Source organism: Streptomyces sp. NPDC001822 (assembly GCF_042892135.1).
Taxonomy (GTDB): Bacteria; Actinomycetota; Actinomycetes; order Streptomycetales; family Streptomycetaceae; genus Streptomyces.
Genome location: NZ_JBIATW010000005.1, coordinates 1 through 22850 on the forward strand (window position 1 = coordinate 1; position 22850 = coordinate 22850).

The 22850-nt window shown below is 72.6% G+C and carries 18 protein-coding genes; 7 read left to right on the forward strand and 11 right to left on the reverse strand.

Annotated elements, in window-relative coordinates; all coding sequences use genetic code 11:
- Positions 1–325 precede the first annotated feature (325 nt).
- The 7 genes from xylB (at position 326) to ACFYY2_RS13395 (ending at position 9879) form a co-directional block, all read left to right on the forward strand.
- The gene (xylB, locus tag ACFYY2_RS13365) at positions 326–1813 is read left to right on the forward strand and encodes a xylulokinase (protein ID WP_388741348.1); all 1488 of its coding nucleotides are present in this window, start codon (positions 326–328) and stop codon (positions 1811–1813) included.
- Positions 1814–1884: 71 nt separating this feature from the next.
- A complete protein-coding gene (locus ACFYY2_RS13370; protein WP_388741351.1) occupies positions 1885–3162 on the forward strand; it encodes a VWA domain-containing protein in 1278 nt (425 codons plus the stop codon).
- Positions 3162–4001, forward strand: coding sequence for a hypothetical protein (locus tag ACFYY2_RS13375; RefSeq protein ID WP_388741354.1), 840 nt, complete (start codon positions 3162–3164; stop codon positions 3999–4001). Before ACFYY2_RS13370 ends, ACFYY2_RS13375 begins: the two co-directional genes overlap by 1 nt.
- Before the next feature lie 334 nt (positions 4002–4335).
- Positions 4336–4668 carry a hypothetical protein gene (locus ACFYY2_RS13380; protein WP_388741357.1) on the forward strand — a complete coding sequence of 111 codons (333 nt, stop codon included), beginning with the start codon at positions 4336–4338 and terminating at the stop codon, positions 4666–4668.
- Between the two features lie 123 nt (positions 4669–4791).
- Positions 4792–6294, forward strand: a complete 1503-nt coding sequence (locus tag ACFYY2_RS13385) for a metallophosphoesterase family protein (protein WP_388741360.1) — start codon at positions 4792–4794, stop codon at positions 6292–6294.
- Between the two features lie 285 nt (positions 6295–6579).
- Positions 6580–8469, forward strand: coding sequence for an ABC transporter ATP-binding protein (locus ACFYY2_RS13390; protein ID WP_388741363.1), 1890 nt, complete (start codon positions 6580–6582; stop codon positions 8467–8469).
- 189 nt (positions 8470–8658) lie between these two features.
- Positions 8659–9879, forward strand: a complete 1221-nt coding sequence (locus ACFYY2_RS13395) for a low temperature requirement protein A (protein WP_388741366.1) — start codon at positions 8659–8661, stop codon at positions 9877–9879.
- A 22-nt stretch (positions 9880–9901) separates the two neighbouring features.
- Here ACFYY2_RS13395 and ACFYY2_RS13400 read toward each other — a convergent pair whose 3' ends face one another.
- From ACFYY2_RS13400 to ACFYY2_RS13450, 11 genes are all read right to left on the reverse strand, one after another.
- The gene (locus ACFYY2_RS13400; RefSeq protein ID WP_388741368.1) at positions 9902–10657 is read right to left on the reverse strand and encodes a hypothetical protein; all 756 of its coding nucleotides are present in this window, start codon (positions 10655–10657) and stop codon (positions 9902–9904) included.
- Positions 10549–11238 (reverse strand): FtsX-like permease family protein, encoded by a 690-nt coding sequence (locus ACFYY2_RS13405; RefSeq protein ID WP_388741370.1) that lies wholly within the window; start codon positions 11236–11238, stop codon positions 10549–10551. Before ACFYY2_RS13405 ends, ACFYY2_RS13400 begins: the two co-directional genes overlap by 109 nt.
- Positions 11228–11968, reverse strand: coding sequence for an ABC transporter ATP-binding protein (locus tag ACFYY2_RS13410; protein ID WP_388741373.1), 741 nt, complete (start codon positions 11966–11968; stop codon positions 11228–11230). The genes ACFYY2_RS13405 and ACFYY2_RS13410 overlap by 11 nt, the downstream gene beginning before the upstream one ends.
- A complete protein-coding gene (locus ACFYY2_RS13415) occupies positions 11965–12534 on the reverse strand; it encodes a PadR family transcriptional regulator (protein WP_388741376.1) in 570 nt (189 codons plus the stop codon). Before ACFYY2_RS13415 ends, ACFYY2_RS13410 begins: the two co-directional genes overlap by 4 nt.
- A 213-nt stretch (positions 12535–12747) precedes the next feature.
- Positions 12748–13731, reverse strand: coding sequence for an ABC transporter substrate-binding protein (locus tag ACFYY2_RS13420; RefSeq protein ID WP_388741379.1), 984 nt, complete (start codon positions 13729–13731; stop codon positions 12748–12750).
- A 1-nt stretch (position 13732) separates the two neighbouring features.
- Positions 13733–15715: an ABC transporter permease gene (locus ACFYY2_RS13425; RefSeq protein ID WP_388741382.1), complete on the reverse strand. Its 1983-nt coding sequence runs from the start codon at positions 15713–15715 to the stop codon at positions 13733–13735.
- On the reverse strand, positions 15715–16791 hold the full coding sequence (locus ACFYY2_RS13430) for a glycine betaine/L-proline ABC transporter ATP-binding protein (RefSeq protein WP_388741384.1): 1077 nt from the start codon (positions 16789–16791) through the stop codon (positions 15715–15717). The genes ACFYY2_RS13425 and ACFYY2_RS13430 overlap by 1 nt, the downstream gene beginning before the upstream one ends.
- Positions 16788–18359 (reverse strand): GMC family oxidoreductase, encoded by a 1572-nt coding sequence (locus ACFYY2_RS13435; protein WP_388741386.1) that lies wholly within the window; start codon positions 18357–18359, stop codon positions 16788–16790. Before ACFYY2_RS13435 ends, ACFYY2_RS13430 begins: the two co-directional genes overlap by 4 nt.
- Before the next feature lie 147 nt (positions 18360–18506).
- Positions 18507–20039 carry an aldehyde dehydrogenase family protein gene (locus ACFYY2_RS13440; protein ID WP_388741388.1) on the reverse strand — a complete coding sequence of 511 codons (1533 nt, stop codon included), beginning with the start codon at positions 20037–20039 and terminating at the stop codon, positions 18507–18509.
- Positions 20040–20548: 509 nt separating this feature from the next.
- Complete coding sequence (locus ACFYY2_RS13445; protein WP_388741391.1) at positions 20549–21556, reverse strand: LacI family DNA-binding transcriptional regulator; 1008 nt, start codon at positions 21554–21556, stop codon at positions 20549–20551.
- A 340-nt stretch (positions 21557–21896) separates the two neighbouring features.
- Positions 21897–22745, reverse strand: coding sequence for an ATP-grasp domain-containing protein (locus ACFYY2_RS13450; protein WP_388741393.1), 849 nt, complete (start codon positions 22743–22745; stop codon positions 21897–21899).
- Positions 22746–22850: the final 105 nt, after the last annotated feature.

A 22850-nucleotide genomic window follows, 5' to 3' on the forward strand; every position in this document is an offset into this window, starting at 1 on the left:
GCGGGACGCGTCGGCTCACCGAACGGGTCGTTGCCCCGCCAGCCCACGGTCCAGAGACCGAAGGTGAACCTGTCCGCAGGAGTGGGAGTGAAGCGTTCCGTCATCGTCTGTCCGCCTTCGCCTGACTGCGGTCCGGGACCGTCGTCTCCACCCGGGCCTATTTGTTCATTGACATGATTAATTATGCACACCGGACCCGCCGGACGTAACCCCCGGGAGCATGAAACGAAGGACGCCCCTGTTCGGCGCGGCCTCGATCCCGTAATTTGTTTGTCGCACTCCCAAAATCGACACCAGCGGAACACCGCACGAGAAGAGGTAGGCCATGCCGCCGCGTACCGTCGTCATCGGCGTGGACAGCTCCACCCAGTCCACGAAGGCCGCAGTCACCGACACCGAGACCGGTGAGCTGCTCGCCGTCGGCCGCGCGCCGCACGTGGTCACGGGCGAGGGCGGGGCGCGCGAGAGCGATCCCGAGATCTGGTGGCGTGCGCTGTGCGACGCCGTCGCGGCCGGGCTCAAGGAGTCGGGGGTCTCCCCGTCCTCCGTCGTCGGCATCGGTGTCGCCGGCCAGCAGCACGGCCTGGTCGTCCTCGACCGCTCCGGCCGCCCCCTGCGCCCCGCACTCCTGTGGAACGACACACGTTCCGCCCCGCAGGCGGCCGCGCTCGTGGCCGAGCTGGGCGGGCCCGAGGCCTGGACCGCGCGCACCGGGAGCGTGCCCGTCGCGTCCATGACGGCCACGAAGTGGCGCTGGCTGCGCGAGAACGACCCGGCGAGCGCCGACGCCGCGGCCGGCGTCCGGCTGCCGCACGACTTCCTCACCGAGCGGCTGTCGGGCACGGCGGCGACGGATCCCGGCGACGCGTCGGGCACCTGCTGGTACTCGACCGCGACCGGGGCGTACGACCCCGAGCTCCTGGAACTCCTGGGCCTGGACGCCTCGATGCTGCCGGAGGTCGCCGCGGGAGGCGGGACCCGGATCGGCTCGCTGACCGCGTCCGCGGCGGAGACGCTCGGCCTGCCCGCCGGGATCGCGGTCGCGGCGGGCACCGGGGACAACATGAGCGCCGCCGTCGGCCTCGGTCTGGGCGGCGCCGGGCTGCTGGACCACCCCGTGCTCAGCCTCGGCACGTCGGGGACGGTGTTCGCGGCCTCGCGGACCCGGCCGGCCTCCCCCGCCCTCTCCGGGTTCGCGGCCGCCGACGGCACGTATCTCCCGCTCGCCTGCACCCTCAACTGCACCCTGGCCGTCGACAAGGTGGCCACGCTGCTCGGTCTGCACCGCGACGACGCGGCGCCCGGCGGCGAGGCCGTCCTCCTGCCGTACCTGGACGGCGAGCGCACCCCCGACCTGCCCACCTCGTCGGGCCTCCTCACCGGGCTCAGGCACGACACCACGCCGCAGCAGCTGCTGGGCGCCGCGTACGAGGGCGCGGCCTTCACCGTGCTCCGGGCCATGGACGAACTGCTGCGGGCCTGCGGCCTGGACCCCGCCGACCCCGAGGTGGCCGGCAGGCCGCTGCGGCTGATCGGCGGCGGCGCCCAGGGCCGCACCTGGGTGGAGACGGTGCGCCGGCTCTCCGGCCGGCCGCTGATCGTGCCCGGCAGCGGGGAACTGGTCGCGCTCGGCGCCGCCGCCCTGGCGGCGTCCGCGGCGGGCGGCGGCGATCCGGTCGCCATCGCGACCCGCTGGAACACGGGGGCCGGCAGCACCGGCGCCGAACTCCCGCCGCTGGAGCGGGACACGGAGACGTGGGAGCGCATCGGCTCGGTGCTCGACAGGGCCGCCGGTCCGCTGCTCGGCGGATAGGCGGCTGCTCCGAAATCGCGCCCGGTGGACCGGTTTTGGGGATGACTGCGGATCTTCAATAGGATCCGGCGATGATCATAAGAAAACGGCTGACGGCCGGGGTGTGCGCTCTGCTCGCCACCCTGGCCGCCGGGCTCGGCACCGCCCTCCCGGCCGCCGCCGACGAACCCCCCACCGCCGCATCGCCGAAGGTCGAGCTGGTCCTCGACGTCAGCGGGTCCATGCGCACCCGCGACATGGACGGAGAGACCCGGATATCCGCCGCCAAGCAGGCGTTCAACGACGTCCTGGACGCGGTGCCCGAGGAGGTCGAGCTCGGCATCCGTACGCTGGGCGCCGACTACCCGGGCGACGACCGCAAGGTGGGCTGCAAGGACACCAAGCAGCTCTACCCGGTCGGCCCGCTCGACCGCACGGAGGCCAAGACCGCCGTCGCCACCCTGGCGCCGACGGGCTGGACCCCGATCGGCCCCGCACTGCTCGGTGCGGCCGACGACCTCAAGGGCGGCGACTCCACCCGGAGGATCGTCCTGATCACCGACGGCGAGGACACCTGCGGTCCGCTCGACCCCTGCGAGGTCGCCCGTGACATCGCCGCCCGCGGGATCCACCTGGTCATCGACACGCTGGGCCTGGTGCCCAACGCCAAGATCCGCCAGCAGCTGACCTGCATCGCGGAGGCCACCGGCGGCACCTACACGGCGGTCCAGAACACCGACGAACTCTCCGGCAGGGTGACCCAGCTGGTCGACCGTGCCGCCGAGCCCGTCGTCACCCCCGTGGCCACCGAGGGTGCGGGCAGCTGCTCCGCGGCCCCCGAACTGAAGGCCGGCCTCTACACCGACCGCCAGGTGATCGGCACGCACCGCTGGTACCGGGTCGACGTGGCGCCGGGTCAGGAACTGCGCGCCTCCGTCAGTGTGGCCGCGGACCGTGCGGTCGCCGACGACTACGGCGTGCTCCTGCGCGCGGTGACCAGGCACGGGCGGGAGATCGTCCGGGGCTCGGAGTCCGGCACCGGGCGTACGGACATGATCTCGTCCGGCCTGCGCTACCCGAAGGCCGAGGAGGACGACACGGAGGAGGGCACCGCCCCCGCGCCCGAGACCGTGTGCCTCCAGCTCAGCAACTCCTTCTCCGCGGCCCCCTCCGTGAAGACGACCCCCGGCATGCCCGTCGAGCTGACCATCGACCTGGTGGACGCGCCGGACGAGGCCGCCGACACGGCGGCCTTCGGCCTCGGGCGGGGCTGGTGGCTCCTGGGGGTCATGGTCCTGACCGGGCTGATCGCCGGTCTGCTGATCGGCTGGATCTCGCGCTGGCGCGTCGCCGTATGGAGGACCAACTGATGCGTACCACCCGTAGAAACACGCTCGGGCGCGCCTGCGCGGGCGCCCTGCTCGCGGGAGTCGCGCTGCTCACCTCGGGCGGGACCGCGCTCGCGGACGACCCGTCGGCGAGCGCGAGCCCGGCCGACGGCGAGGCGGCGGGGCCGACCGAGGCGGGCACGACCTTCCGCACCGCGACGGCGGTCCAGCAGGGCACGAAGGCCACGGCGGACGCGTCCACGGGCGACTACCTGTACTGGTCCTTCCCCGCCGACGCGGGCCAGCGGGCCACGGTGCGGGCGAAGGTGAGCCTCCCGGAGGGCGCCACCCGGCACGGCGCGTCGACCTGGCAGGTGGACGTGTACGACGGACTCCGCCGCCGACAGGCCTGCATGTACGGCCATCAGACCAGGAAGGCCCAGCCGGACGCGAGCGCCGTCGAGCTGTCCTGTGTGCTGCGTACCGTGCGCGCATGGTCCGAGCCGTGGGCGTCCGATCCGCTGCCCGGCACCTACTACGTCCGCCTGACGGTGGTCGGCCTGGCCGAGGAGGACCTGGGACTCCCGGTCCACGTCGAGACCGAGGCCACCTCCACCGACCAGGGTGGCGCGTACGACGTGGACGGCACCCTCGCGAAGCCGCTCGTGCCGGGCGCGTCCTCGGCCGAGCGGGCCTCCACGACATCGGAGTCCGACACCCCGCTCGCCGGTGATCCGGAGGACGGCTGGTCCTCCGGCTGGTGGACCGACCGGTGGCTGTGGACCGTGGGCGGGGGTGTACTCGCCGCGCTGGCGGCCGTGTTCGGCTACTCCCTGACCAGGGGCGGCGGGCGCCCCTCCCGGGTGCCACCGGGCGTCTGACGGAGTGACATGAGGGGCCGGAGGGCCGCGGGCAACGAGCCCGCGGCCCTCCGGTATGCGGTGCGCCCCGTGCCCGGCGGGAACGGCGCCCGCGTCACGCCGAGCCCGGCTCGGCCGGTGCCCGCCGGCGAGGGGTCACCCGCCCGGGCGGCGGTGTGTACCGCTTCACGCGTCCGCTGGGCCGAACGGATGAAGGTGCGGTCCTGTGCGGAGGGGGCGGGGGCAAGGCTGGCGCCATGAACGACACCTTCCTCGCGTGCCTCCCTCACGCGGCGGCACGCGGCGCGCGCACCTCCCCCGCTCTGAACTCCGCCCGTCCCGGCAGGTCCTGAGCATGCACCCCGCGCAGCGGGCCGGCACCCTGCTCGGCATCCATCTGCTCGCCGCCCTCTACACGGCGGCGCTCGCCCCTCCGCCCCCGGCCGGACCTCCCGGGACCGTCCCGGCCGTGCTGTCCGGCCCCGGACCCGCGACGGCCGAACCCTGGCGAGCCGCCTGGCACCGGTCCCTGCTCTCGCGGCGGTCGCCCGAGCGGCGCGCGGACCGGCCGCCGGTCCGGCCGGCCGTCGGTGGAGCACCCGCGTGGACGCACACGTGTGTGCGCGGCGACGAGCCGTCCTGCCCGCAGTCGGGGCAGGCAAGGGACCGACCATCTGTGCCGCAGTGACCCCCGCACAACCTGCACACATTGAGCAGAGCCATGTGAACCCTGGGGCGTTCGTTCCGTGGCCCGCCACGTGCCGCCGACCCCTGCTCCGGTGCAGGCAGGGCCGGTTGTTACCGTGCACACGTGCCTCACTCCTCACGCGACACACCAGAAGGCGCCGGCTGGGGAGAATCCCAGCTCGGCACGTACAAAGCGCTGATGCCCGCCCAGGTCGAGAAGCTCTCGTGGCTGAATCCGAGGACGCTGTGGCCCGCCCGCAACGGCGTCCTCGCCTCCTGGTTCGGGGACCCGACGGGCCGGACCCGCAGTCGCTGGGTGGAGCAGGCCGTGGCTGCCGGTGCGCCCACCGACGCGATCGTCCGTCGCACGGACGCCGACCACTTCTCGTTCATGGTCATCGGTGACACCGGTGAAGGTGACGATCCCCAGTACGCCGTGGTGCCCGGCTTCCTGAAAGCCGGCCAGGGCACGGACTTCGCCGTGCTCGCCAGTGACGTGATCTACCCGGTGGGCGGCGTCGACGACTACGGCACGAAGTTCTTCCGCCCCTACCGCGACTACCCGGCGCCCATCTACGCGGTACCGGGCAACCACGACTGGTACGAGGGCCTGCAAGGCTTCATGCGGGTCTTCTGCGAGTCACCGCCGCTGGCACCCGAGGCGCGGCCCCGCCCTCTGACACGGGCCTGGTTCCGCTCGCTGCTCTGGCACTCGCCGGGCGGGACGGACGAACAACGTCTGTCGGAGGCACGGGCGTTGCGCTCGGAGCCGTCGCAACAGGCCGTCCAGCCGGGCCCGTACTGGGCCATCGACGCCGGACCGATACGGATCATAGGCATCGACACGGGCCTGCTGGGCACCGTCGACGCCGAGCAGGGCCGCTGGCTCCGCGAGGTCTCGCGCGGCGACCGGCCCAAGATACTGGTGACCGGGTCCCCGCTGTACGTGGACGGCGAACACCACCCGTGCTCCATCGAGGGCGGTGGCACGGTGGACGCCATCGTGCGCGACCCGGAGCACCACTACGTCGCCGCGATCGGTGGCGACATCCACAACTACCAGCGGTATCCGGTACGGGTGGACGACGGACGCACGATCCAGTACGTCGTCGCCGGTGGAGGCGGGGCGTTCATGCACGCCACGCACACGGTCCCGCGGATATCCGTGGCCGACGTCACGGAGGACGAGTTCCGCTGCTATCCGCTGCGCGGCGACTCGCTGGCCTTCTACAGCAGGCTGTACGGGCGCAGGCTGCGGATGCCCCGCTTCTTCACGCTGACCGAGGCCGAGGCCACGGCGGTGATCGCGGAACGGCTCGGCATCCCGCCGACCCGCGCGCAGGGGGAGCCCGTTCGCGTCACCCGGCGTATCCGGCTGGTGGCCAGTCTCCTCGGCGCCGGGAGCCGCCCCGGCCGCACCACGTTCTTCCGACTGCCGGTGCGCAAGACGTACACGCAGCTCTTCTCGCCGGGTTCGGCGACGTACAGCCCGCCGTTCTTCAAGTGCTTCCTGAGGCTGGACGTCACGCCGGCCTCGGTCCGCCTGCGCTGCCACTCGGCGACCGGGACCCTCGACCACGAGATCGATCCTCCGGTCGAGGACGAGGTGACCATCCCTCTGGCGTGACGCCGTGCCGCTGACGCCGTGCAGGAGGGGGCGGGTCCGGTCCCGGCAGCTGAAGAGTTGCCCGTTCGTCGACGTCCGGATCCACCCCGACGGCCCGCACCTGCGCCTGGAGGCCGGAACACAGCCCCTCTTCCCCAGGCGGTCCCGGGGAGCGGGACGTCCTGGCGACGACCGGACGGGCGCGTGAACCGCGCGGCCGGGTGAAGCCCGCGGGAAACGTTTGACCTCAAGTCCGCTTGAGGTCCTAGCGTTCGGTGGGTACCGACCCACTACGGAGGCCCCCGCATGGACATGGAAGTCACCGCCTGGCACTCACTGCACAGCGCGATGAACGCGCAGGAGGACCGGAGGCCCTTCTCCCGCGCCACGCTGCGCCGCATCGGTGGGTTCGCCCGCCCGCACCGGGGCCGGATCGGCCGTTTCCTCCTACTCAGCGTGGTCACCGCGCTCCTGGCGGTGGCCACACCGGTGCTGGCCGGCGGTGTCGTCGACGCGATCGTGCGGGGCGAGGGGTCGGGGACGGTCACCCGGCTCGCCCTGCTCATCGCACTGATCGCCGTGGCCGAGGCGGGACTCGGGCTCCTCACCCGGTGGCTGTCGGCGACTCTCGGTGAAGGGCTCATCCTCGATCTGCGCACCGCTGTCTTCGACCACGTGCAGCGGATGCCGGTCGCCTTCTTCACCCGCACCCGGACCGGCGCGCTGGTCAGCAGGCTCAACAACGACGTCATCGGTGCGCAGCGGGCGTTCAGCAACACCCTGTCGGGTGTCGTCTCCAACCTCGTCACCCTGCTGCTGACCCTGGCCGTCATGCTGACCATCTCCTGGCAGATCACGCTGCTCGCCCTGATGCTGCTGCCCGTGTTCGTCGTCCCCGCCCGCCGGATGGGTTCGCGGATGGCGGCGCTCCAGCGGGAGGCGGCCGGCCACAACGCCACCATGGGCACCCGGATGACGGAGCGCTTCTCGGCACCGGGCGCGACGCTCATCAAGCTGTTCGGCCGTCCCGCCGACGAGTCCGCGGAGTTCGCGGCCCGGGCGGGCCGGGTGCGCGACATCGGCATCCGCACGGCGATGCTGCAGTCCACCTTCATCACGGCGCTCACCCTGGTGTCCGCACTGGCCCTCGCCCTGGTCTACGGACTCGGCGGGTACTACGCGCTGCGCGGCACCCTGGAGCCCGGGGCCGTCGTCGCCCTGGCCCTGCTCCTCACGCGCCTCTACGCACCGCTGACCTCACTGGCCGGGGCACGCGTCGAGGTCATGAGCGCACTGGTCAGCTTCGAGCGGGTCTTCGAGATCCTCGACCTCCGGCCGCTCATCGCCGAGAAGCCCGATGCCCGCCGGGTGCCGGACGGGCCGGTGTCCGTCGAGTTCGACGGGGTGTCGTTCGGCTACCCGTCCGCGGACAAGGTGTCCCTGGCCTCGCTGGAAGAGGTCGCCACGCTCGACTCCGGGGACGGGGCCAGGGTGCTGCACGACATCACCTTCACCGCGGAACCCGGGCAGATGGTCGCCCTGGTCGGTTCCTCCGGGGCGGGGAAGTCGACGATCGCGCAACTGCTCCCCCGGCTGTACGACACCGACGCCGGTGCCGTCCGGCTGAACGGCGTCGACGTGACCGACCTCACGGCCGACTCGATCCGGGAGACGCTCGGCATGGTCACCCAGGACGGCCACCTCTTCCACGAGTCGGTCCGGGGCAACCTCCTCCTCGCCCGCCCGGAGGCGGCCGAGGAGGAGATCTGGGACGCGCTGCGCCGGTCCCGCCTGGACGGGCTGGTGGCCTCGCTGCCCCAGGGACTGGACACGGTCGTCGGGGAGCGCGGCTACCGGCTGTCCGGGGGCGAACGCCAGCGCCTCACCATCGCGCGCCTGCTGCTGGCCCGTCAGCGGGTGGTGATCCTGGACGAGGCGACCGCGCACCTCGACTCCACCTCGGAGGCCGCCGTGCAGGAGGCGCTCGCCGAGGCGCTGGAGGGGCGTACGGCGGTGGTCATCGCCCACCGCCTGTCGACGGTGCGGTCGGCGGACCTGATCCTCGTCGTCGAGGACGGCCGCATCGTCGAACGGGGCACGCACGACGCGCTGCTGGCCGCCGGGGGACGGTACGAGGAACTGCACCGCACGCAGTTCGAGCGTCCGGAACCGGAGGAGGTGCGACCGGCCGTCTGACCTCGGGGTCCTCCCCGTCCGTGCGCGTGCTCACGGACGGGACAACCCGGCGCGCGCCACGGCCCGTCGGCGTTGCGCACGCTCGCCGCGCGCTCGTAACGTGGCCGGAGGCCGCCGGGCGGGCCGACCGGGCCGGGCCCGTGCGGCCTGCCGGGCCCGAACAGCCCTCCACGCCGAAACCGGGTACGCATGAGCCAGTCACACCCCACCGCCGACGCATGGCACCGGCCGATGGTCGCCCGCCTCTCCAGCGAGGAACACCGCACCGCGACCGCCCTGGAGCTGTTCTTCGACCTCTGTTTCGTCACTGCCGTCGCCCAGGCGTCCGGGGCCTTCGAGCACGAACTCGCCGGGGGCCACGTCGGTCACGGGATCCTCGGCTACGCGACGGTGTTCTTCGCGATCTGGTGGGCGTGGATGAACTTCACCTGGTTCGCGTCCGCCTACGACACCGACGACGTGCCGTACCGGCTGCTCACCCTGGTCCAGATCACGGGCGCGCTCGTGCTCGCCGCGGGTGTGTCGCAGGCCGTGGAACACGAGGACTTCACCGTCATCACCTGGGGCTACGTCGTCATGCGGCTGGCCATGGTCACCCAGTGGCTGCGCGCGGCCCACTCCGACCCCGAACGCCGGCGCAGCTGCCTGCGCTACGCGGCCGGCATCCTGATCGTGCAGATCGGCTGGGTCGCCCGTCTGGCCGTGCCCGACGACTGGGGCCTCCCCCTCTTCGGCGTCCTGGTCGTGGCCGAACTCGCCGTCCCCGTCTGGGCGGAGAGCGTGGCCAACACCACCTGGCACCCCCACCACATCGCGGAGCGGTACGGCCTCTTCACCCTGATCGTCCTCGGCGAGACCATCACCGCGGCGACCGTCGCCGTCCGCGCCGCCCTCGACGACGAGGCGGCGATCGGCGACATCGCGACGCTGGTCGTCGGCGGTGTCCTGACGGTCTTCGCCCTGTGGTGGCTCTACTTCGCCCAGAACGCCCCTCGCCGGCTCACCGGACTCAGGTCCGCGCTCCTCTGGGGCTACGGCCACTACTTCGTCTTCGCCTCGGCGGCGGCCGTCGGCGCGGGGCTGGCCCTGAACGTCGCGCACACCACCGGTCACGGCCACCTCTCGGACCGTGCCGCCGCGGCGGCGTTCACCGTCCCGGTCGCCGTCTTCGTCACGCTGGTGTGGCTGCTGCACCACCGGGCGTCGGAGATCCGCAGCCGTACCGACCTCGTCCACCCGGTCGCGGTCCTCGCCGTCCTGGCCTCGACCTTCTGCCCGGCTCCCGTGCTGGCGACCGGCAGCATCGCAGCGGCGCTGGTCGCGGCGACCCTGGTCGTCGGGGCACGGGCAGGGGGCGGGGCGGAGCACCACCCCGTGGGCGGTGACGAGGAAGGGCGCACCGGCGGTTAGACGCCGGCGCGCCCCAGGGCCCTCAGGTGAAGCGAAGCTCCGCGGGATGGGCGGTGCGCCGCAGCAGGGGCAGTGACGTCGCCGCGGCCAGCACGCAGGCCGCGTAGACCGCCACGGGCACGAGCAGCGGCAGGAAGGGCGCGGCGCCGGTGGTGCCCGCGACCGAGGCGTAAGCCAGGTGCACCGCCGAGCCGCCGGCACCCGCGAGCAGGAGCGCGGGGGCGAGAGGGAGCGCGGTCTCCAGGAGCATGGCGGCGGCCAGTACCCGGTGGGGCACCCCTGCGGCCGCCTGGGCAGCAAGGCCCCTGCGACGGGTGGCCACCTGCTCGGCGGTGCCCACGGCGAGACCGCAGAGGCTGATCGCCGCGGCGACCAGCACGGCGGCTCCGGTGAGGTCGATCCCCGTGGTGTAGAAGGCCAGCTGGTCCGGCGTGTAGCCGTTCTCGGAGAGGGTCACCAGCAGAACCCCGCGCACTCCCGTGAAGGCCGTGGCGACGACGGTGACCAGCAACAGCGTGGCGTGCGTGCGGGCGGTGGCCCAGGGGTCCTGCGCGAGACGGCCCGACGCGATGAGCACCGCCGGGCTCTGCGCTCGGAGGGTCAGCCTGCGGCCGACGTACGCGGCCGACGCTCCCGCGGCCCAGATCGTGACCGCGCCGGTGAGGAGGATCAGGCCGAGGACGAACAGGACGAACGGCGTCGCCGCCGTCCTGACCGGGAGCAGAACGAGCAGCGCCGCGATGGCGGCCAGGGCGGCCACGAGCAGGAGGACGAACATCGGCCGGGGCCCCCGGTCCGGGTTGTCCTGCGGACGTGGTCGAGGGGCGAGGACACCACGCGGCGCAGGGCGAAGGCGCCGACCGCCGTGGCGAGCACGGGCACGGAGAGGGCGATCGCCACGAACACCGCCCACTCGACGGGGCGTGGGTCGTGTCCGCGGGTGGCGAGGAGAACGGCGAACGCCGCGAGACCGGACGTGGAGCCGGCCAGGCAGGGGAACGCGGACTCCGCGGCGGCGATCCGGCGTACCTGCGCGGGGGTCGCCCCCGCGAGCCGCATCGCGGCGAGCCGCCGATGGCGGTGCACGGCGCCCAGGCGGGCGCACTGGGCGAGCAGGCCCAGCACGGGAATCAGCAGGAGCACGAGCGTGAACACGACGCCGGCACGCTCGCCGGGACGGTCCAGCAGACCATGTGCGAACGGGATCGACACCTGCCCCGCCACCGCGGCGACCCCTGCCGCCGCGAGTGCGAAGCCCGTCGCGAGCAGTGCCGCGACAAGGGTGAGCGAGAATCTCCACCACTCGCGGCGCTCCGAGCCGCGCGAGAGGGTCCATGCGATGCGCAGGTCAGTTCTCATGACGGACGGCCTCCTGACCGGTGGCGCCGGCCGAACCCGCCGGGACGGTCCCGTCGTGCAGCAGTACTTCGCGGTCCGCGTACGCCGCGGTCTGCGCGTCGTGTGTGATCAGCAGTACGGCGGTGGCCGACTCCCTCGCGATGTGCACCAGCGCGGTCATCACCTGCTCTCCGGCGAGCGCGTCGAGCGCCCCGGTCGGCTCGTCCGCGAAGACCACCCTGGGTTGTGTGACCAGGGCCCTTGCGAGCGCGACCCGTTGGCTCTGGCCACCGCTCATCTCACCGGGGCGGAATGCGGCCTGGCCCCGGACACCGAATCGCTCCAGCCACTCCCCCGCCCGCTCCTGGGCCGCCTTGCGGCGGCTTCCCGCGAGCAGCAAAGGGAGTGCCACGTTGTCGAGCGCGCTGAGTTCGGGGATCAGCTGTCCGAACTGGAACACCACCCCGAAGTCGTCGCGCCGCAGCTCGCTGAGCCGGTCCTCGGACAGCAGGCCGAGCTGTTCGCCCCTGTAGGTGACGGTTCCGTCGTCGGGACGGACGATTCCCGCCAGGCAGTGCAGCAGGGTGGACTTGCCACTCCCGCTCGTTCCGGTGACCGCGAGGATCTCGCCCTCGTGGAGGTCGAGCGAGGCGCCCCGTAAGGCCTCGGTCCTTCCGTAGGTCTTCGTCAGGCCGCGTGCCGAGATCAGCGCGGCCGCCTTCGAGGGAGGCTGTACTACCCGTGTGCTCATGTCGCGTTGACCTCCGCGGTCAGGGTGTCGATTCGGGCCGAGGTGGTGTTCATCCACCGCACGTCGGCGTCCAGATGGGCGAGGGCGTAGTCGGCCGACAGCACCGTGCTCAGATCGGCGCCCGGCATGGTCTTGAGTGCGGTCAGCTCACGCATCCGCTCCATGTGTGCGGCGCGCTGGGCCCGGAGATATGAGGTGGCATCAGGTCCGGGCCCGTCCGGGTCCGCCCGGGTGCCGGCGGCCGCGACGAGGATGGAGACCACCACTTTGGCGAAGATCTCGTTCGTCACGAAGGGGGCGGGCGCGGTGATCTCCTCGGACCACCGGACGAGTTCGCGTGAACCGCTGTCCGTCGTGCGGTAGAGGGTGCGTTCCGGACCTCCTTCGGAACCGGTGCCCTCGACCTCGGCCAGACCGTCGCGGACCAGGCGTTGCAAGGTCGTGTAGACCTGCCCGTATGCGAGCGGGCGGGCCTGGGGGAAGCGGGCGTCGTGCTGCCGCTTCATTTCGTAACCGTGGCGGGGACCTGCTGCGAGCAGGCCCAGAAGGACGTGACGGGTGCTCATGCGAGCAACTATATCCTCAGTACATGTACTGAGTGAATAGTCGGAAGCGCTTCTTTCTCTTCTGAGGGAAGTGGCGGGTCACCGGCCCGTACGCGCTCCCCCGGCTTCCGGAACGCCCGCTCCGCAGGGAGGACTTGCCCCCGGCACACGGTAGGCCGCCGCGTGCGGTGCCGCGACGGCCTACCGTGTGCCGGGGAGGTTCCCGGGCTCAGCTCACCGGCCGAGCCACTTCTTCCAGGTGCCGGGGTGCTCCTCGATCCACCGGCCGGCCGCCTCGTCGGGCGACAGGCGCTCGGAGGCGATGAGCTCCGAGACCTCATTCTGGTCCTTCTCGGACCACGAGAACTTCTTCAGGAAGGCCGCCGCGTCCCCTCCCCGCTCGGCGAAGCCCGCGTTCAGATACTTCTGCAGCGGGGTCTTCGGGTAGGCGCAGTCGATGTCCTCGGGAGCCTTCGCCCCGCACGCGTCGGAGTACTCCGGCAGCTTCACCTCGACCATCGGCACCTCGTTGAACAGCCACTGCGGCTGGTACCAGTAGCTGAGGAAGGGCTTCTTCTCCTTGGCGAACTGCTGCATCTGGGTGATCTGCGCGGCCTCGGAACCGGCGAAGACGACCTTGTAGTCGAGGCCGAGGTTCTTCACCAGCGCCTTGTCGTTGGTGACGTAGGACGGCGAACCGTCCATCAGCTGGCCCTTGTCGCCGCTCTCCGGGGTGCGGAGCTCGTCGGCGTACTTGTCGAGGTTCTTCCAGTCCGTGACGTCCGGGTGCTCGTCCGCCCAGTACTCGGGGACGTACCAGCCGATGTGGCCGGTGACGCCGAGGTCGCCGCCGGGCACGATGGTCTTCTTGTCCTCGACGTACAGCTTCTCCTGGTCCGGGTGGCCCCAGTCCTCCAGGATGGCGTCCACGCGGCCCTGGCTGAGGGCGTCCCAGGCGGGTACCTCGTCGGTCTGCACGAGGTCGACGCGGTAGCCCAGCTCGTCCTGGAGGATCTTCTGCGCGACGGCCACGTTGGCCTGCGCACCGACCCAGGACTGGACGGACAGGGTGACGGTCTTGATGTCGGCGGGGGCCGCGAAGGGGCTCGCCTGCTTGGTCATGTCCGCGGCGCCACAGCCGGTGACGGCCAGCAGGGCAGCCGCTGAGGCGACGGCCGCGGAGGTGCGGATACGGGCGCGGGTCCGGGTGCGAGCCATGTCAGCTCTCCTTCCGCTGGCGGCGGGCGGTGGGCTGGGTGACGCGGTCCAGCATCAGTCCGAGGCAGACGATGGCGGCGCCCGCGACGAGGCCGGTGGCGAGGTCGCCCTGAGCCAGGCCGAACACGACGTCGTAGCCCAGCGCGCCGGAGCCGACGAGTCCGCCGATGATGACGACGGCGAGGACCAGCACGACGCCCTGGTTCACGGCGAGCAGCAACGCGGGCCTGGCCAGCGGGATCTGCACCTGCCGGAGCTGCTGGCCGCTGGTGGCGCCGAGTGAGCGGGCGCACTCCATCGCCGCGGGGTCGACGCCCCGCAGTCCCTGGGTGGTGATCCGGACGACGGCGGGCAGTGCGTAGACGATCGCGGCCGCCGCGGCGGGGGCACGGCCGACTCCGAAGAGGGCGACGACGGGGATGAGGTAGACGAACTGCGGCATCGTCTGGAAGACGTCCAGGACGGGTCGCAGCAGCCGTTCGAAACGCCGGCTGCGTGCGGCGCCGACCGCGATGGCGAAGCCGAGGACCAGGGTGACCGCGACGGCGGCGATGACCTGGCTGAGCGTGTCCATCGACAGGTCCCACACACCGAGGACCCCGATCGCCGCCATGGCCAGCACGGCGGTGAGCGCCGTGCGCCAGGTGCCGATGGTCCAGGCGAGCGCGGCGACGATCAGGAGTACGGACCACCAGGGCAGCCCCTGCAGCCCGCCGCGCAGCGGGTTGAGGATCCAGTTGGTGAAGTGCGCGGCCCAGTCGGCGGTTCCACCGATGAGGGGAACGCCGGTGTAGAGGTGGTCGACCATCCAGTCCTTGGCCGTGTTGACCGGTCCCGCGATGGCGACGACGCCGCCGTCGGGCCAGATCCGGCCCCCGGCGAAGCGGCCCGCCACGGCCACGACGGCGCCGGCCAGGGCGGCGATCACCCAGCCGCGCGCTCCCCGCAGGGCGGCGGGCCCGGTGGGCTCCGCCCCGATCCTCCGGCCGGCGGCCTCCGTCGTGCGGTCGAGCACGACGGCGAGCAGCACGATGGGGACGCCGGCGGCGAGCGCGGCGCCGACGTCGACCGAGGACAGCGCCTGGTAGACGCGGTCGCCGAGGCCGCCGGCACCGATGACGGAGGCGATGACGGCCATGGAGAGCGCCATCATGATGGTCTGGTTGAGCCCGAGGAGGAGTTCCTTGCGAGCCAGTGGCAGCCGGGCGGTCAGCAGACGCTGCCGGCCGGTCGCGCCGAGCGAGGCGACGGCCTCCATGACTCCGGCGTCGGCGCCGCGCAGTCCGAGCGCGGTGAGCCGGGCCATCGGCGGGGCGGCGTAGACGACGGTCGCGAGGACCGCGCCGGGCACACCGATGCCGAAGACCAGCACGACGGGCAGCAGATAGGCGAAGGCGGGCAGCACCTGCATGGTGTCCAGCACGGGGCGCAGGACGCGGAACGTACGGTCCGAGAGCCCTCCCGCCAGCCCGAGGACCAGACCCAGCACCACGGAGGCGAGCACCGCGACGATCATCAGCGCCAGGGTCTGCATGGTCGGCACCCACATGCCGAGCACTCCGCAGACGAGGAAGGACACACCGGCGGTCAGCGCCAGCCGCCATCCGGCCGCACGCCACGCAATGAGCGCGGCGACGGCGGTGACGCCCGCCCAGCCGAGGGCCAGCAGGGTGAGGTAGACACCGCGCACCGACAGGACGACGGCGTTGCTGATGTGGCCGAAGAAGTAGAGGAACAGCGGGTGGCTGTCGCGGTTGCCGATGATCCAGTCGTTGACCTCGCCGAGGGGGCCGGTCAGGTCCACGGTGAGAGCGCCGGGCCAGGCGCCGCCTCCCCAGCGGGCGTGCACGACGGGGACCGCGACGGCGGCGACCACCATCAGCAGGAGGATCTTCCCGAGTGCGGGCCGGCCGCGCAGGGCGGCGAGCGGGCGGCTGCCCGGAGGGCCGGCGGCGGTACGCGTGGTCGCCTGTGCGGTGGCCATCAGACGGTCACCCCACGGGCTCCCGTGCCCGCGACCACGTCGAGCAGGCAGGCGTGGTCGACGACCCCGAGCAGCCTGCCGTCCTCCATCACCCGGGCGACGGAGCCGCCCGAGCGCGATACGGCCTCGATGGCCTCGGAGACGGTGGCGCCCGGCCGTACGGCCGGACCGCCGTCCGCGTCCCCGGCGGCCGGCGGACGCATCGCGGTGGCGACGGTGAGAACCTGCTCGCGCGGCACGTCGCGGACGAACTCGCGTACGTAGTCGTCGGCGGGCGAGCCGACGATCTCCTCGGGGGTCCCGATCTGGACGATGCCGCCGTCCCGCATCAGCGCGATGCGGGTGCCCAGCCGGAGCGCCTCGCCGAGGTCGTGGGTGATGAAGACCATGGTGCGGCCCTCTTCGCGGTGCAGCCGGACGACCTCGTCCTGCATCTCGCGGCGGATGAGCGGGTCGAGGGCGCTGAAGGGCTCGTCGAAGAGCAGCACGGACGGGTCGACGGCGAGCGCCCGGGCAAGGCCGACGCGCTGCTGCTGGCCGCCGGAGAGCTGGGCCGGGCGGCGGTCCTCGAGGCCGGCGAGGCCGACCTTCTCCACCAGTTCGGCGGCCCTCGCGCGCCGCTCGGACTTGCCGAGGCCCTGGATCTCCAGGCCGTAGGCGACGTTGTCGAGGACGGTGCGGTGCGGCAGCAGGCCGAAGTGCTGGAACACCATCGCGGCGCGGTGGCGGCGCAGTTCGCGCAGCCGGGTGGTGTCCATGGCGAGGACGTCCTCGCCGTCGATGGCGAGGGTGCCGCTGGTGGGCTCGATGAGACGGGTGAGACAGCGCACGAGCGTGGACTTGCCGGAGCCCGACAGGCCCATGACGACGAAGACCTCGCCCTTCTGCACGTCGAAGGAGACGTCGCGCACGGCGGCGGTGCAGCCGGTGCGCTCGCGCAGTTCGGCGGGCGGCAGGGCGGCGTACTCGCTGCCGGGGATGCGGTCGGCCCTGGGGCCGAAGACCTTCCAGAGGTTCTTGACGCTGAACACCGGGGTGCCGGCTTCGGTGAACACAGCGGTACGGGCTTCGGTCATCGGACATCGCCTCCGGTGGTCGGGGTCGCACGGAGCAGTTCGGCGCACTTCTCGCCCACCATCAGCACGCCGATCATGGGGTTCACGGCGGGCATGGTCGGGAAGACGGACGCGTCGGCGATCCGGATGCCCTCCAGGCCCTGGATCCGCAGCTGGGGGTCGACGACCGCGGTGGGGTCGCCCACGGCCCCCATCCGGCAGGTACCCGCCGGGTGGTAGACGGTGTGCGCGACCTTGCGGGCGTACTCGCTGATGTCCTCGTCGGACGTCACCTCGGGCCCCGGGCACACCTCGCGCTTCAGCCAGTGGGCGAGCGGCTCGGTCCTCGCTATCTCGCGGGCGAGCTTGATCCCGTCGACCAGCGTGCGGCCGTCGTGGTCGTCCTCGTCGGTGAAGTAGCGGAAGTCCAGGGCGGGCTTCACCTCGGGGTCGGCGCTGGTGAGGTAGAGGCGGCCGCGGCTGCGCGGCTTGGGGATGTTCGGGGTCATCGACACCCCGTGCTCGGGCCTCTCGTAGCCGAGGCGCTCCGGGTTGTCGGTGAAGGGGATCTGGTAGAAGTGGAACATCAGGTCGGGGCCCCGGGAGCCGGGGTCGCGCCGCACGAAGAGGCCCGCGTCGGAGTCCATGGCGGAGTTCTCCGGGATGGGGCCGTCGGTCTCCCAGACGATGACCGACTCGGGGTGGTCGAGCAGGTTCTCGCCGACGCCCGGAGCGTCGTGGACGACGGGGATGCCGAGACCGGTCAGGTCCTTCGCCGGGCCGACACCGGAGAGCATGAGCAGCCGGGGCGTGTCGACCGCACCCGCGCAGACGATGACCTCACGCGTGGCGCGCAGCAGGTGCTCCTCGCCGTCCTCGGTGCGCACGTGCACCCCGGTGGCGCGGTTGCCGTCGAACTCCAGCCGGTACGCCCATGTCTCCAGCAGGATCGAGAGGTTGGGGCGGTCGCCCGCCTCGATGTGCGGGTGGAGGTAGGCGACGGACGCGGAGGAGCGCTTGTTGTTCTCCGGGTGGTACGCCAGGTCGAAGAAGCCCGCGCCCTCGTGGAACGGTGCGCGGTTGAAGCCCTCCACCCTCGGGACCCCGGCCGCCGCCCGGGCCGCGTCGACGAAGTCGCGGGCGATGGCGTTCCGGTCCTTCTCGTCCACGGGCACGATGTTGTTGCGCAGCCGGGCGAAGTAGGGGTCCATGGACGCCGCGTCCCAGCCCTCGGCGCCGGACTCGGCCCACTCGTCCCAGTCGCCGGGCAGCGGCTTGAAGCTGATCAGCGTGTTGTGGGAGGAGCAGCCTCCCAGGACCCGGGCCCTGCTGTGCCGGATGTGGGAGTTGCCGCGTGGCTGCTCCGTGGTGGGGTAGTCGTAGTCGAGGTCTCCGCCGAGCAGGCCGAGCCAGCGGCGGAGCGTCAGGACGTCCTCACGGCCGATGTCCGTCGGCCCGCCCTCGACCAGGGTGACGGTGACGCCGGGGTCCTCGGTCAGCCGGGAGGCGATGACCGATCCTGCGGTGCCTCCTCCGACGATCACGTAGTCGGCGGGTTCGGGGCGTGCGGTGCTGGGGGACGGGGGCATCGGTGCTCCTTCTGCAAGGTGCTGACGTGTGCGCGCTGCTGCGAACAGCCGGGGCGGTGGGGGGAGATGCGTTCGGGCGGATGGGGAACCGGGGCGGGTGGGGATGACGCGTGGGCCGGCCGGATCGTGCGCGGCCGGGCGGGGGCTTCAGCCGGCGAACCAGCGCTGGGGGCGCGGGTTGAGGTTCTGGTAGATGTGCTTGGCCTCGCGGTACTCCGCGAGGCCGGCGGGGCCGAGTTCACGGCCCGTGCCGGACTTGCCGAAGCCGCCCCACTCGGCCTGCGGGAGGTAGGGGTGGTAGTCGTTGATCCAGACGGTGCCGTGCCGCAGCCGGCCGGCGACGCGCCGGGCGCGGCCGGCGTCGGTGGTCCACACCGCGCCGGCCAGTCCGTAGTCGGTGTCGTTGGCCAGCGTGACGGCCTCCTCCTCGGTACGGAAGGTCTCGACGGTGAGGATCGGGCCGAAGGTCTCCTCGCGGACCACCTTCATCTCCCGGTGGCAGCCGTCCAGGACCGTCGGACGGTAGAAGTAGCCGCCGACGGGCCGGACGTCCGAGGGTTCGGGTCGCGCGCCGCCGGACCGGACGACCGCACCCTCCTCACGGGCGGACGCCACGTAGGCCTCCACCTTGGCGAGTTGCTGCGCGGAGACCAGGGGGCCGCATTCGACACCCTCCACGGTGCCCCGGCCGAGCCGGATCGCGTCGGCGCGACGGGCGAGCTCGGCGACGAAGCGGTCCCGGACGGACTCCTCGACGATGAGGCGGGCACCGGCGGAACAGACCTGACCACTGTGGAAGAACGCCGCGTTGAGCGCCTGGTCGACCGCGGTGTCGAAGCCGCTCTCGGTGGCACAGGCGTCGGCGAAGACGACGTTGGGGTTCTTGCCGCCCAGCTCCAGGGCGACCTTCTTGACCGTCGGCGCGGCGGCCTGTGCCACCTTCGTGCCGCTGGCGAGACCGCCGGTGAAGGAGACCATGTCGACGTCCGGGTGCTCGGACAGCCTGGCGCCGACGGGGTCGCCCGCGCCGGTGACGAGGTTGGCGGCCCCGGCGGGGAGCCCGGCCTCCGCGAGCAGCCGGATCAGGTGCACGGTGGAGAGCGGGGTCACCTCGCTGGGCTTGAGCACGAACGTGTTGCCGGCGGCGAGGGCCGGGGCGATCTTCCAACTGGCCTGGAGCAGCGGGTAGTTCCACGGGGCGATCAGGGCGCAGACACCGACCGGCTCGTGCACGACGATGCTGTGCACGTCGGGGTCGCCCGCGTCGACGACCCGGCCGCCGCTCTCGTTCATGACGAGGTCGGCGAAGTAGCGGAAGGCGTTGGTCACGTCGTCGACGTCGACCCGGCCCTCCTCCAGGGTCTTGCCCGTGTCACGGCTCTCGGTGATCGCGATCTCCTCGCGGTCCCGCTGGAGGAGGGCGGCGACACGGCGCAGGAGCCCGGCCCGCTCGGCGACGGGCCGGTGGGGCCAGGGGCCGTCGTCGAAGGCGCGGCGGGCGGCGGCCACGGCGGCGTCGGTGTCCTCGGCCCCGCCCTCGGAGACGAGGGCCAGGACGGTGGCGTCGGCGGGGTCCAGGATCTCGCGCGTGGCGCCCGAGACGGCGGCGCGCCAGGTGCCGTCGATGTGGATGGTCTCCAGTGCCGCTGCCGGACTGGCCGACGAGAGGTGAGCCGACATGTAGCGATCTGCCTTCCGTGCCTGGGTTGCTCCGCACCGGTCCGGCCGAGCACTGTTCCGCGCCGGTGGACCGGGATGGGGCACACCAGCAGCCCGGACACCTCTCCTGTCCGGCGGAATGTATGCCGAGAAATTCACCCTGGGTGATGCGACTCACTGCCGACGCTCCCTGTCGGCGCTCCCTGTCGGCGCCGAACCGCGGCCACCGCGCGTGCGTACGACGACGGCTGCTTCCCGTGCGGTGCGTACGCGGGGCAGCGCGGGCGCAGGGCAGCAAGGGCGCGGGGCAGCGCGCGGCGCGATCCCGTGCGACGGCGGCCGCCCGTACCGCACGGTGGGTGTTCCCACGCGCACCGTGTGTCGGCATGCGCCACTCTCCGTACGCGCGCGATGACGTGCTCGCCGGTGAGCCGGGGCACTCAAGGGCCTCCGCTGTCTCCGCTGTCTCCGGGGCCCCCGGGGCACCCGTAGGCCTCCGGGGATGCAGTGGCGGGACGATTCCCGTCGTGTCAGACCGGCGCGGGGCCCGTGCTCGCGCGGGTCGTCAGGACGGGTTCCAACAGATCGACTTCGTCCGCTTCGCGTCCCGCGAGTTTGGCCACCACCTGCTCGACGGAGCGGCGCCCCATCTCCTGCGCCGGAATGGCGACGGAGGTGAGGCGCACCGACGCCTGCGTGGCCACCTGCTCGGGGCAGATCGCCATGACCGACACGTCCTCCGGCACCGCCCGCCCCTGCTGCTGGAGGAGATTGAGCAGCGGCTCGACGGCCGCCTCGTTCTGGACGATGAATCCGGTCGTGCCCGGCCGCTCGTCGAAGATCCGCGCGAGGGTGCCCGCCGTCGCCGCGTATCCGCCCTCGCAGGGCCGGTGCAGGACGCGGGTGCCCGTCTCCCGGGCCCTGGCCCGGATGCCGTCCCTGGTGCGCTCGGCGAAGCCGGTGCGGCGCTCGTAGACGGCGGGTGCCTCACCGACCACCGCGATCTCACGGTGGCCGAGTCCCGCGAGGTGGTCCACACAGAGCGCTCCCGTGGCCTCGAAGTCCAGGTCGACGCAGGTCAGCCCGGAGGCGTCGGCGGGCAGCCCGATGAGGACGGCGGTCCGGCCCGATTCGCGGAGCAGCGGCAGCCGTTCGTCCTCCAGCTCGACGTCCATGAGGATCATCGCGTCCGCCAGGGAACTCCCGGCGATACGCCGGACGGCCGCGGGGCCCTCCTCCCCGGTGAGGAGCAGGACGTCGTAGCCGTGCCGACGTGCGCCGGTGGCGACGGCGACGGCGATCTCCATCATGACCGGCACGTACATGTCCGTACGCAGCGGCACCATCAGCGCGATGATGTTGGATCTGCTGCTGGCGAGTGCCCGTGCGCCGGCGTTGGGGTGGTAGCCCAACTGCCGGATGCTGTCCTCCACACGCTCCCGGGTGGGAGCGGAGATCGACCGCTTCCCGCTGAGGACGTAGCTCACCGTGCTCGCCGAGACTCCGGCGTGCTGGGCGACCTCGGCGAGCGTGACCATGCGGATTCTCCCCCGGCAGACGGCGTGTGCGAGGAGAGCCGGTGAAGCGCCACGACCGGCTTCGGCCACTCGCGTCGCACCCGGCCCGGCCGCCTCGCCGGGCGGCTCGGCCGTCCCGGACGGCGGCTCCCGCCACCCCGGACGGCGGCTCCCGCTGCCTCACAGTGACTCAGGACGCCAAAGGTGTCCAGACCGTACCGCCGGTTCGCGGCCGCGAGCCCGAACCGCCCGGCACCGGGAAGACGGCGCCCCGTGCGGGAAGGCGCACGCCGGGCACCTGCGCGGGTGGGCCTTCCCCGACGCCCGGCGTCCGTGAGGCCTCACCCGGCCAGATGAGGCCTCACGGACACCTCTTGGTCGCCGCCGCGGCCCCGAAGGTTGCCGGGTCGCCACGTCGTGTCCGACAGAAGCGTCCGTCCGGCTCCGCCGCCTCGTCCGCGGGACCGGCGGCACGCAGGACCACATCGAGTGCCCGTGCGGGATCACCCGCGTACACGTTGCTGAACCAGGCCATGTTGGCCTCGACCACGGCCCACCGCCCGGCCTCCGGGCCACCGTCCCCGCGCGTCAGCCCGACGTCGACCACCACGCCGCTGGGCAGGGTGTGCGCACACGCTCCGATCAGGTCGCGGACGAAAGCGCGCACCGCCTGCTCGTCCGCGTGCCCGGCCAGGGGCACCGCGTCGAGTCGTCCGTACGTCGCGTACTGCGACCCCGTCCAGATCTCCCCGTCCAGTAGATGAAGACGGAACTCCCTTACCCAGGTCACGACTTCACTGATCTGGACGAGCGGATCGGCTGCGTCCTCCGGTCCCGCCGGCATGGGGAGAGCGCGCCCGTGCTCGTAAACCCCGGCGGGGAAACTCTTGTCCGTGGGTGGCTTCGCGAAGAACGGCCCGGTCATGCACCGGGCTTCGGCGAGCGGCACACACCGGACCCGCCGACCGGTGAAGGCGTACGGCAGTGCGTCCAGCCAGCAGCTCTCCGGTTCGAGGAGCGCGACCCCGAGGTCCGCGGCGACCGAGTCCGCGAAGCGCGGCCCACCGTAGTAGTGCGCCCGGGTCCCGGAAGGAAAGGCTCCGCCGCCGACGGGGATGACCGAGACGCCCATTCCGCGTCCGCGCGCGGCCTCCGCGAGCAGACCAGCCGTGACGGAACGATGCGGGGCGAGGGCGAGGAGACGTGCCATGCCGCCGCAGCCTACGCTCGCGCTCGCACCCGGGGTCGGCCCATCGGCGGTCTCCGCCGGACTTCACCGACCCACTGCCGGCGGCAGCCGTCGTCACCCGCCGAC

Bases quoted from the DNA above. Each gene is read 5' to 3' on its own strand.
- xylB (WP_388741348.1), top strand. From the start codon at position 326: ATGCCGCCGCGTACCGTCGTCATCGGCGTGGACAGCTCCACCCAGTCC.
- ACFYY2_RS13370 (WP_388741351.1), top strand. From the start codon at position 1,885: ATGATCATAAGAAAACGGCTGACGGCCGGGGTGTGCGCTCTGCTCGCC.
- ACFYY2_RS13375 (WP_388741354.1), top strand. From the start codon at position 3,162: ATGCGTACCACCCGTAGAAACACGCTCGGGCGCGCCTGCGCGGGCGCC.
- ACFYY2_RS13380 (WP_388741357.1), top strand. From the start codon at position 4,336: ATGCACCCCGCGCAGCGGGCCGGCACCCTGCTCGGCATCCATCTGCTC.
- ACFYY2_RS13390 (WP_388741363.1), top strand. From the start codon at position 6,580: ATGGACATGGAAGTCACCGCCTGGCACTCACTGCACAGCGCGATGAAC.
- ACFYY2_RS13395 (WP_388741366.1), top strand. From the start codon at position 8,659: ATGAGCCAGTCACACCCCACCGCCGACGCATGGCACCGGCCGATGGTC.
- ACFYY2_RS13400 (WP_388741368.1), bottom strand. From the start codon at position 10,657: ATGTTCGTCCTCCTGCTCGTGGCCGCCCTGGCCGCCATCGCGGCGCTG.
- ACFYY2_RS13405 (WP_388741370.1), bottom strand. From the start codon at position 11,238: ATGAGAACTGACCTGCGCATCGCATGGACCCTCTCGCGCGGCTCGGAG.
- ACFYY2_RS13410 (WP_388741373.1), bottom strand. From the start codon at position 11,968: ATGAGCACACGGGTAGTACAGCCTCCCTCGAAGGCGGCCGCGCTGATC.
- ACFYY2_RS13415 (WP_388741376.1), bottom strand. From the start codon at position 12,534: ATGAGCACCCGTCACGTCCTTCTGGGCCTGCTCGCAGCAGGTCCCCGC.
- ACFYY2_RS13420 (WP_388741379.1), bottom strand. From the start codon at position 13,731: ATGGCTCGCACCCGGACCCGCGCCCGTATCCGCACCTCCGCGGCCGTC.
- ACFYY2_RS13425 (WP_388741382.1), bottom strand. From the start codon at position 15,715: ATGGCCACCGCACAGGCGACCACGCGTACCGCCGCCGGCCCTCCGGGC.
- ACFYY2_RS13430 (WP_388741384.1), bottom strand. From the start codon at position 16,791: ATGACCGAAGCCCGTACCGCTGTGTTCACCGAAGCCGGCACCCCGGTG.
- ACFYY2_RS13435 (WP_388741386.1), bottom strand. From the start codon at position 18,359: ATGCCCCCGTCCCCCAGCACCGCACGCCCCGAACCCGCCGACTACGTG.
- ACFYY2_RS13440 (WP_388741388.1), bottom strand. From the start codon at position 20,039: ATGTCGGCTCACCTCTCGTCGGCCAGTCCGGCAGCGGCACTGGAGACC.
- ACFYY2_RS13445 (WP_388741391.1), bottom strand. From the start codon at position 21,556: ATGGTCACGCTCGCCGAGGTCGCCCAGCACGCCGGAGTCTCGGCGAGC.
- ACFYY2_RS13450 (WP_388741393.1), bottom strand. From the start codon at position 22,745: ATGGCACGTCTCCTCGCCCTCGCCCCGCATCGTTCCGTCACGGCTGGT.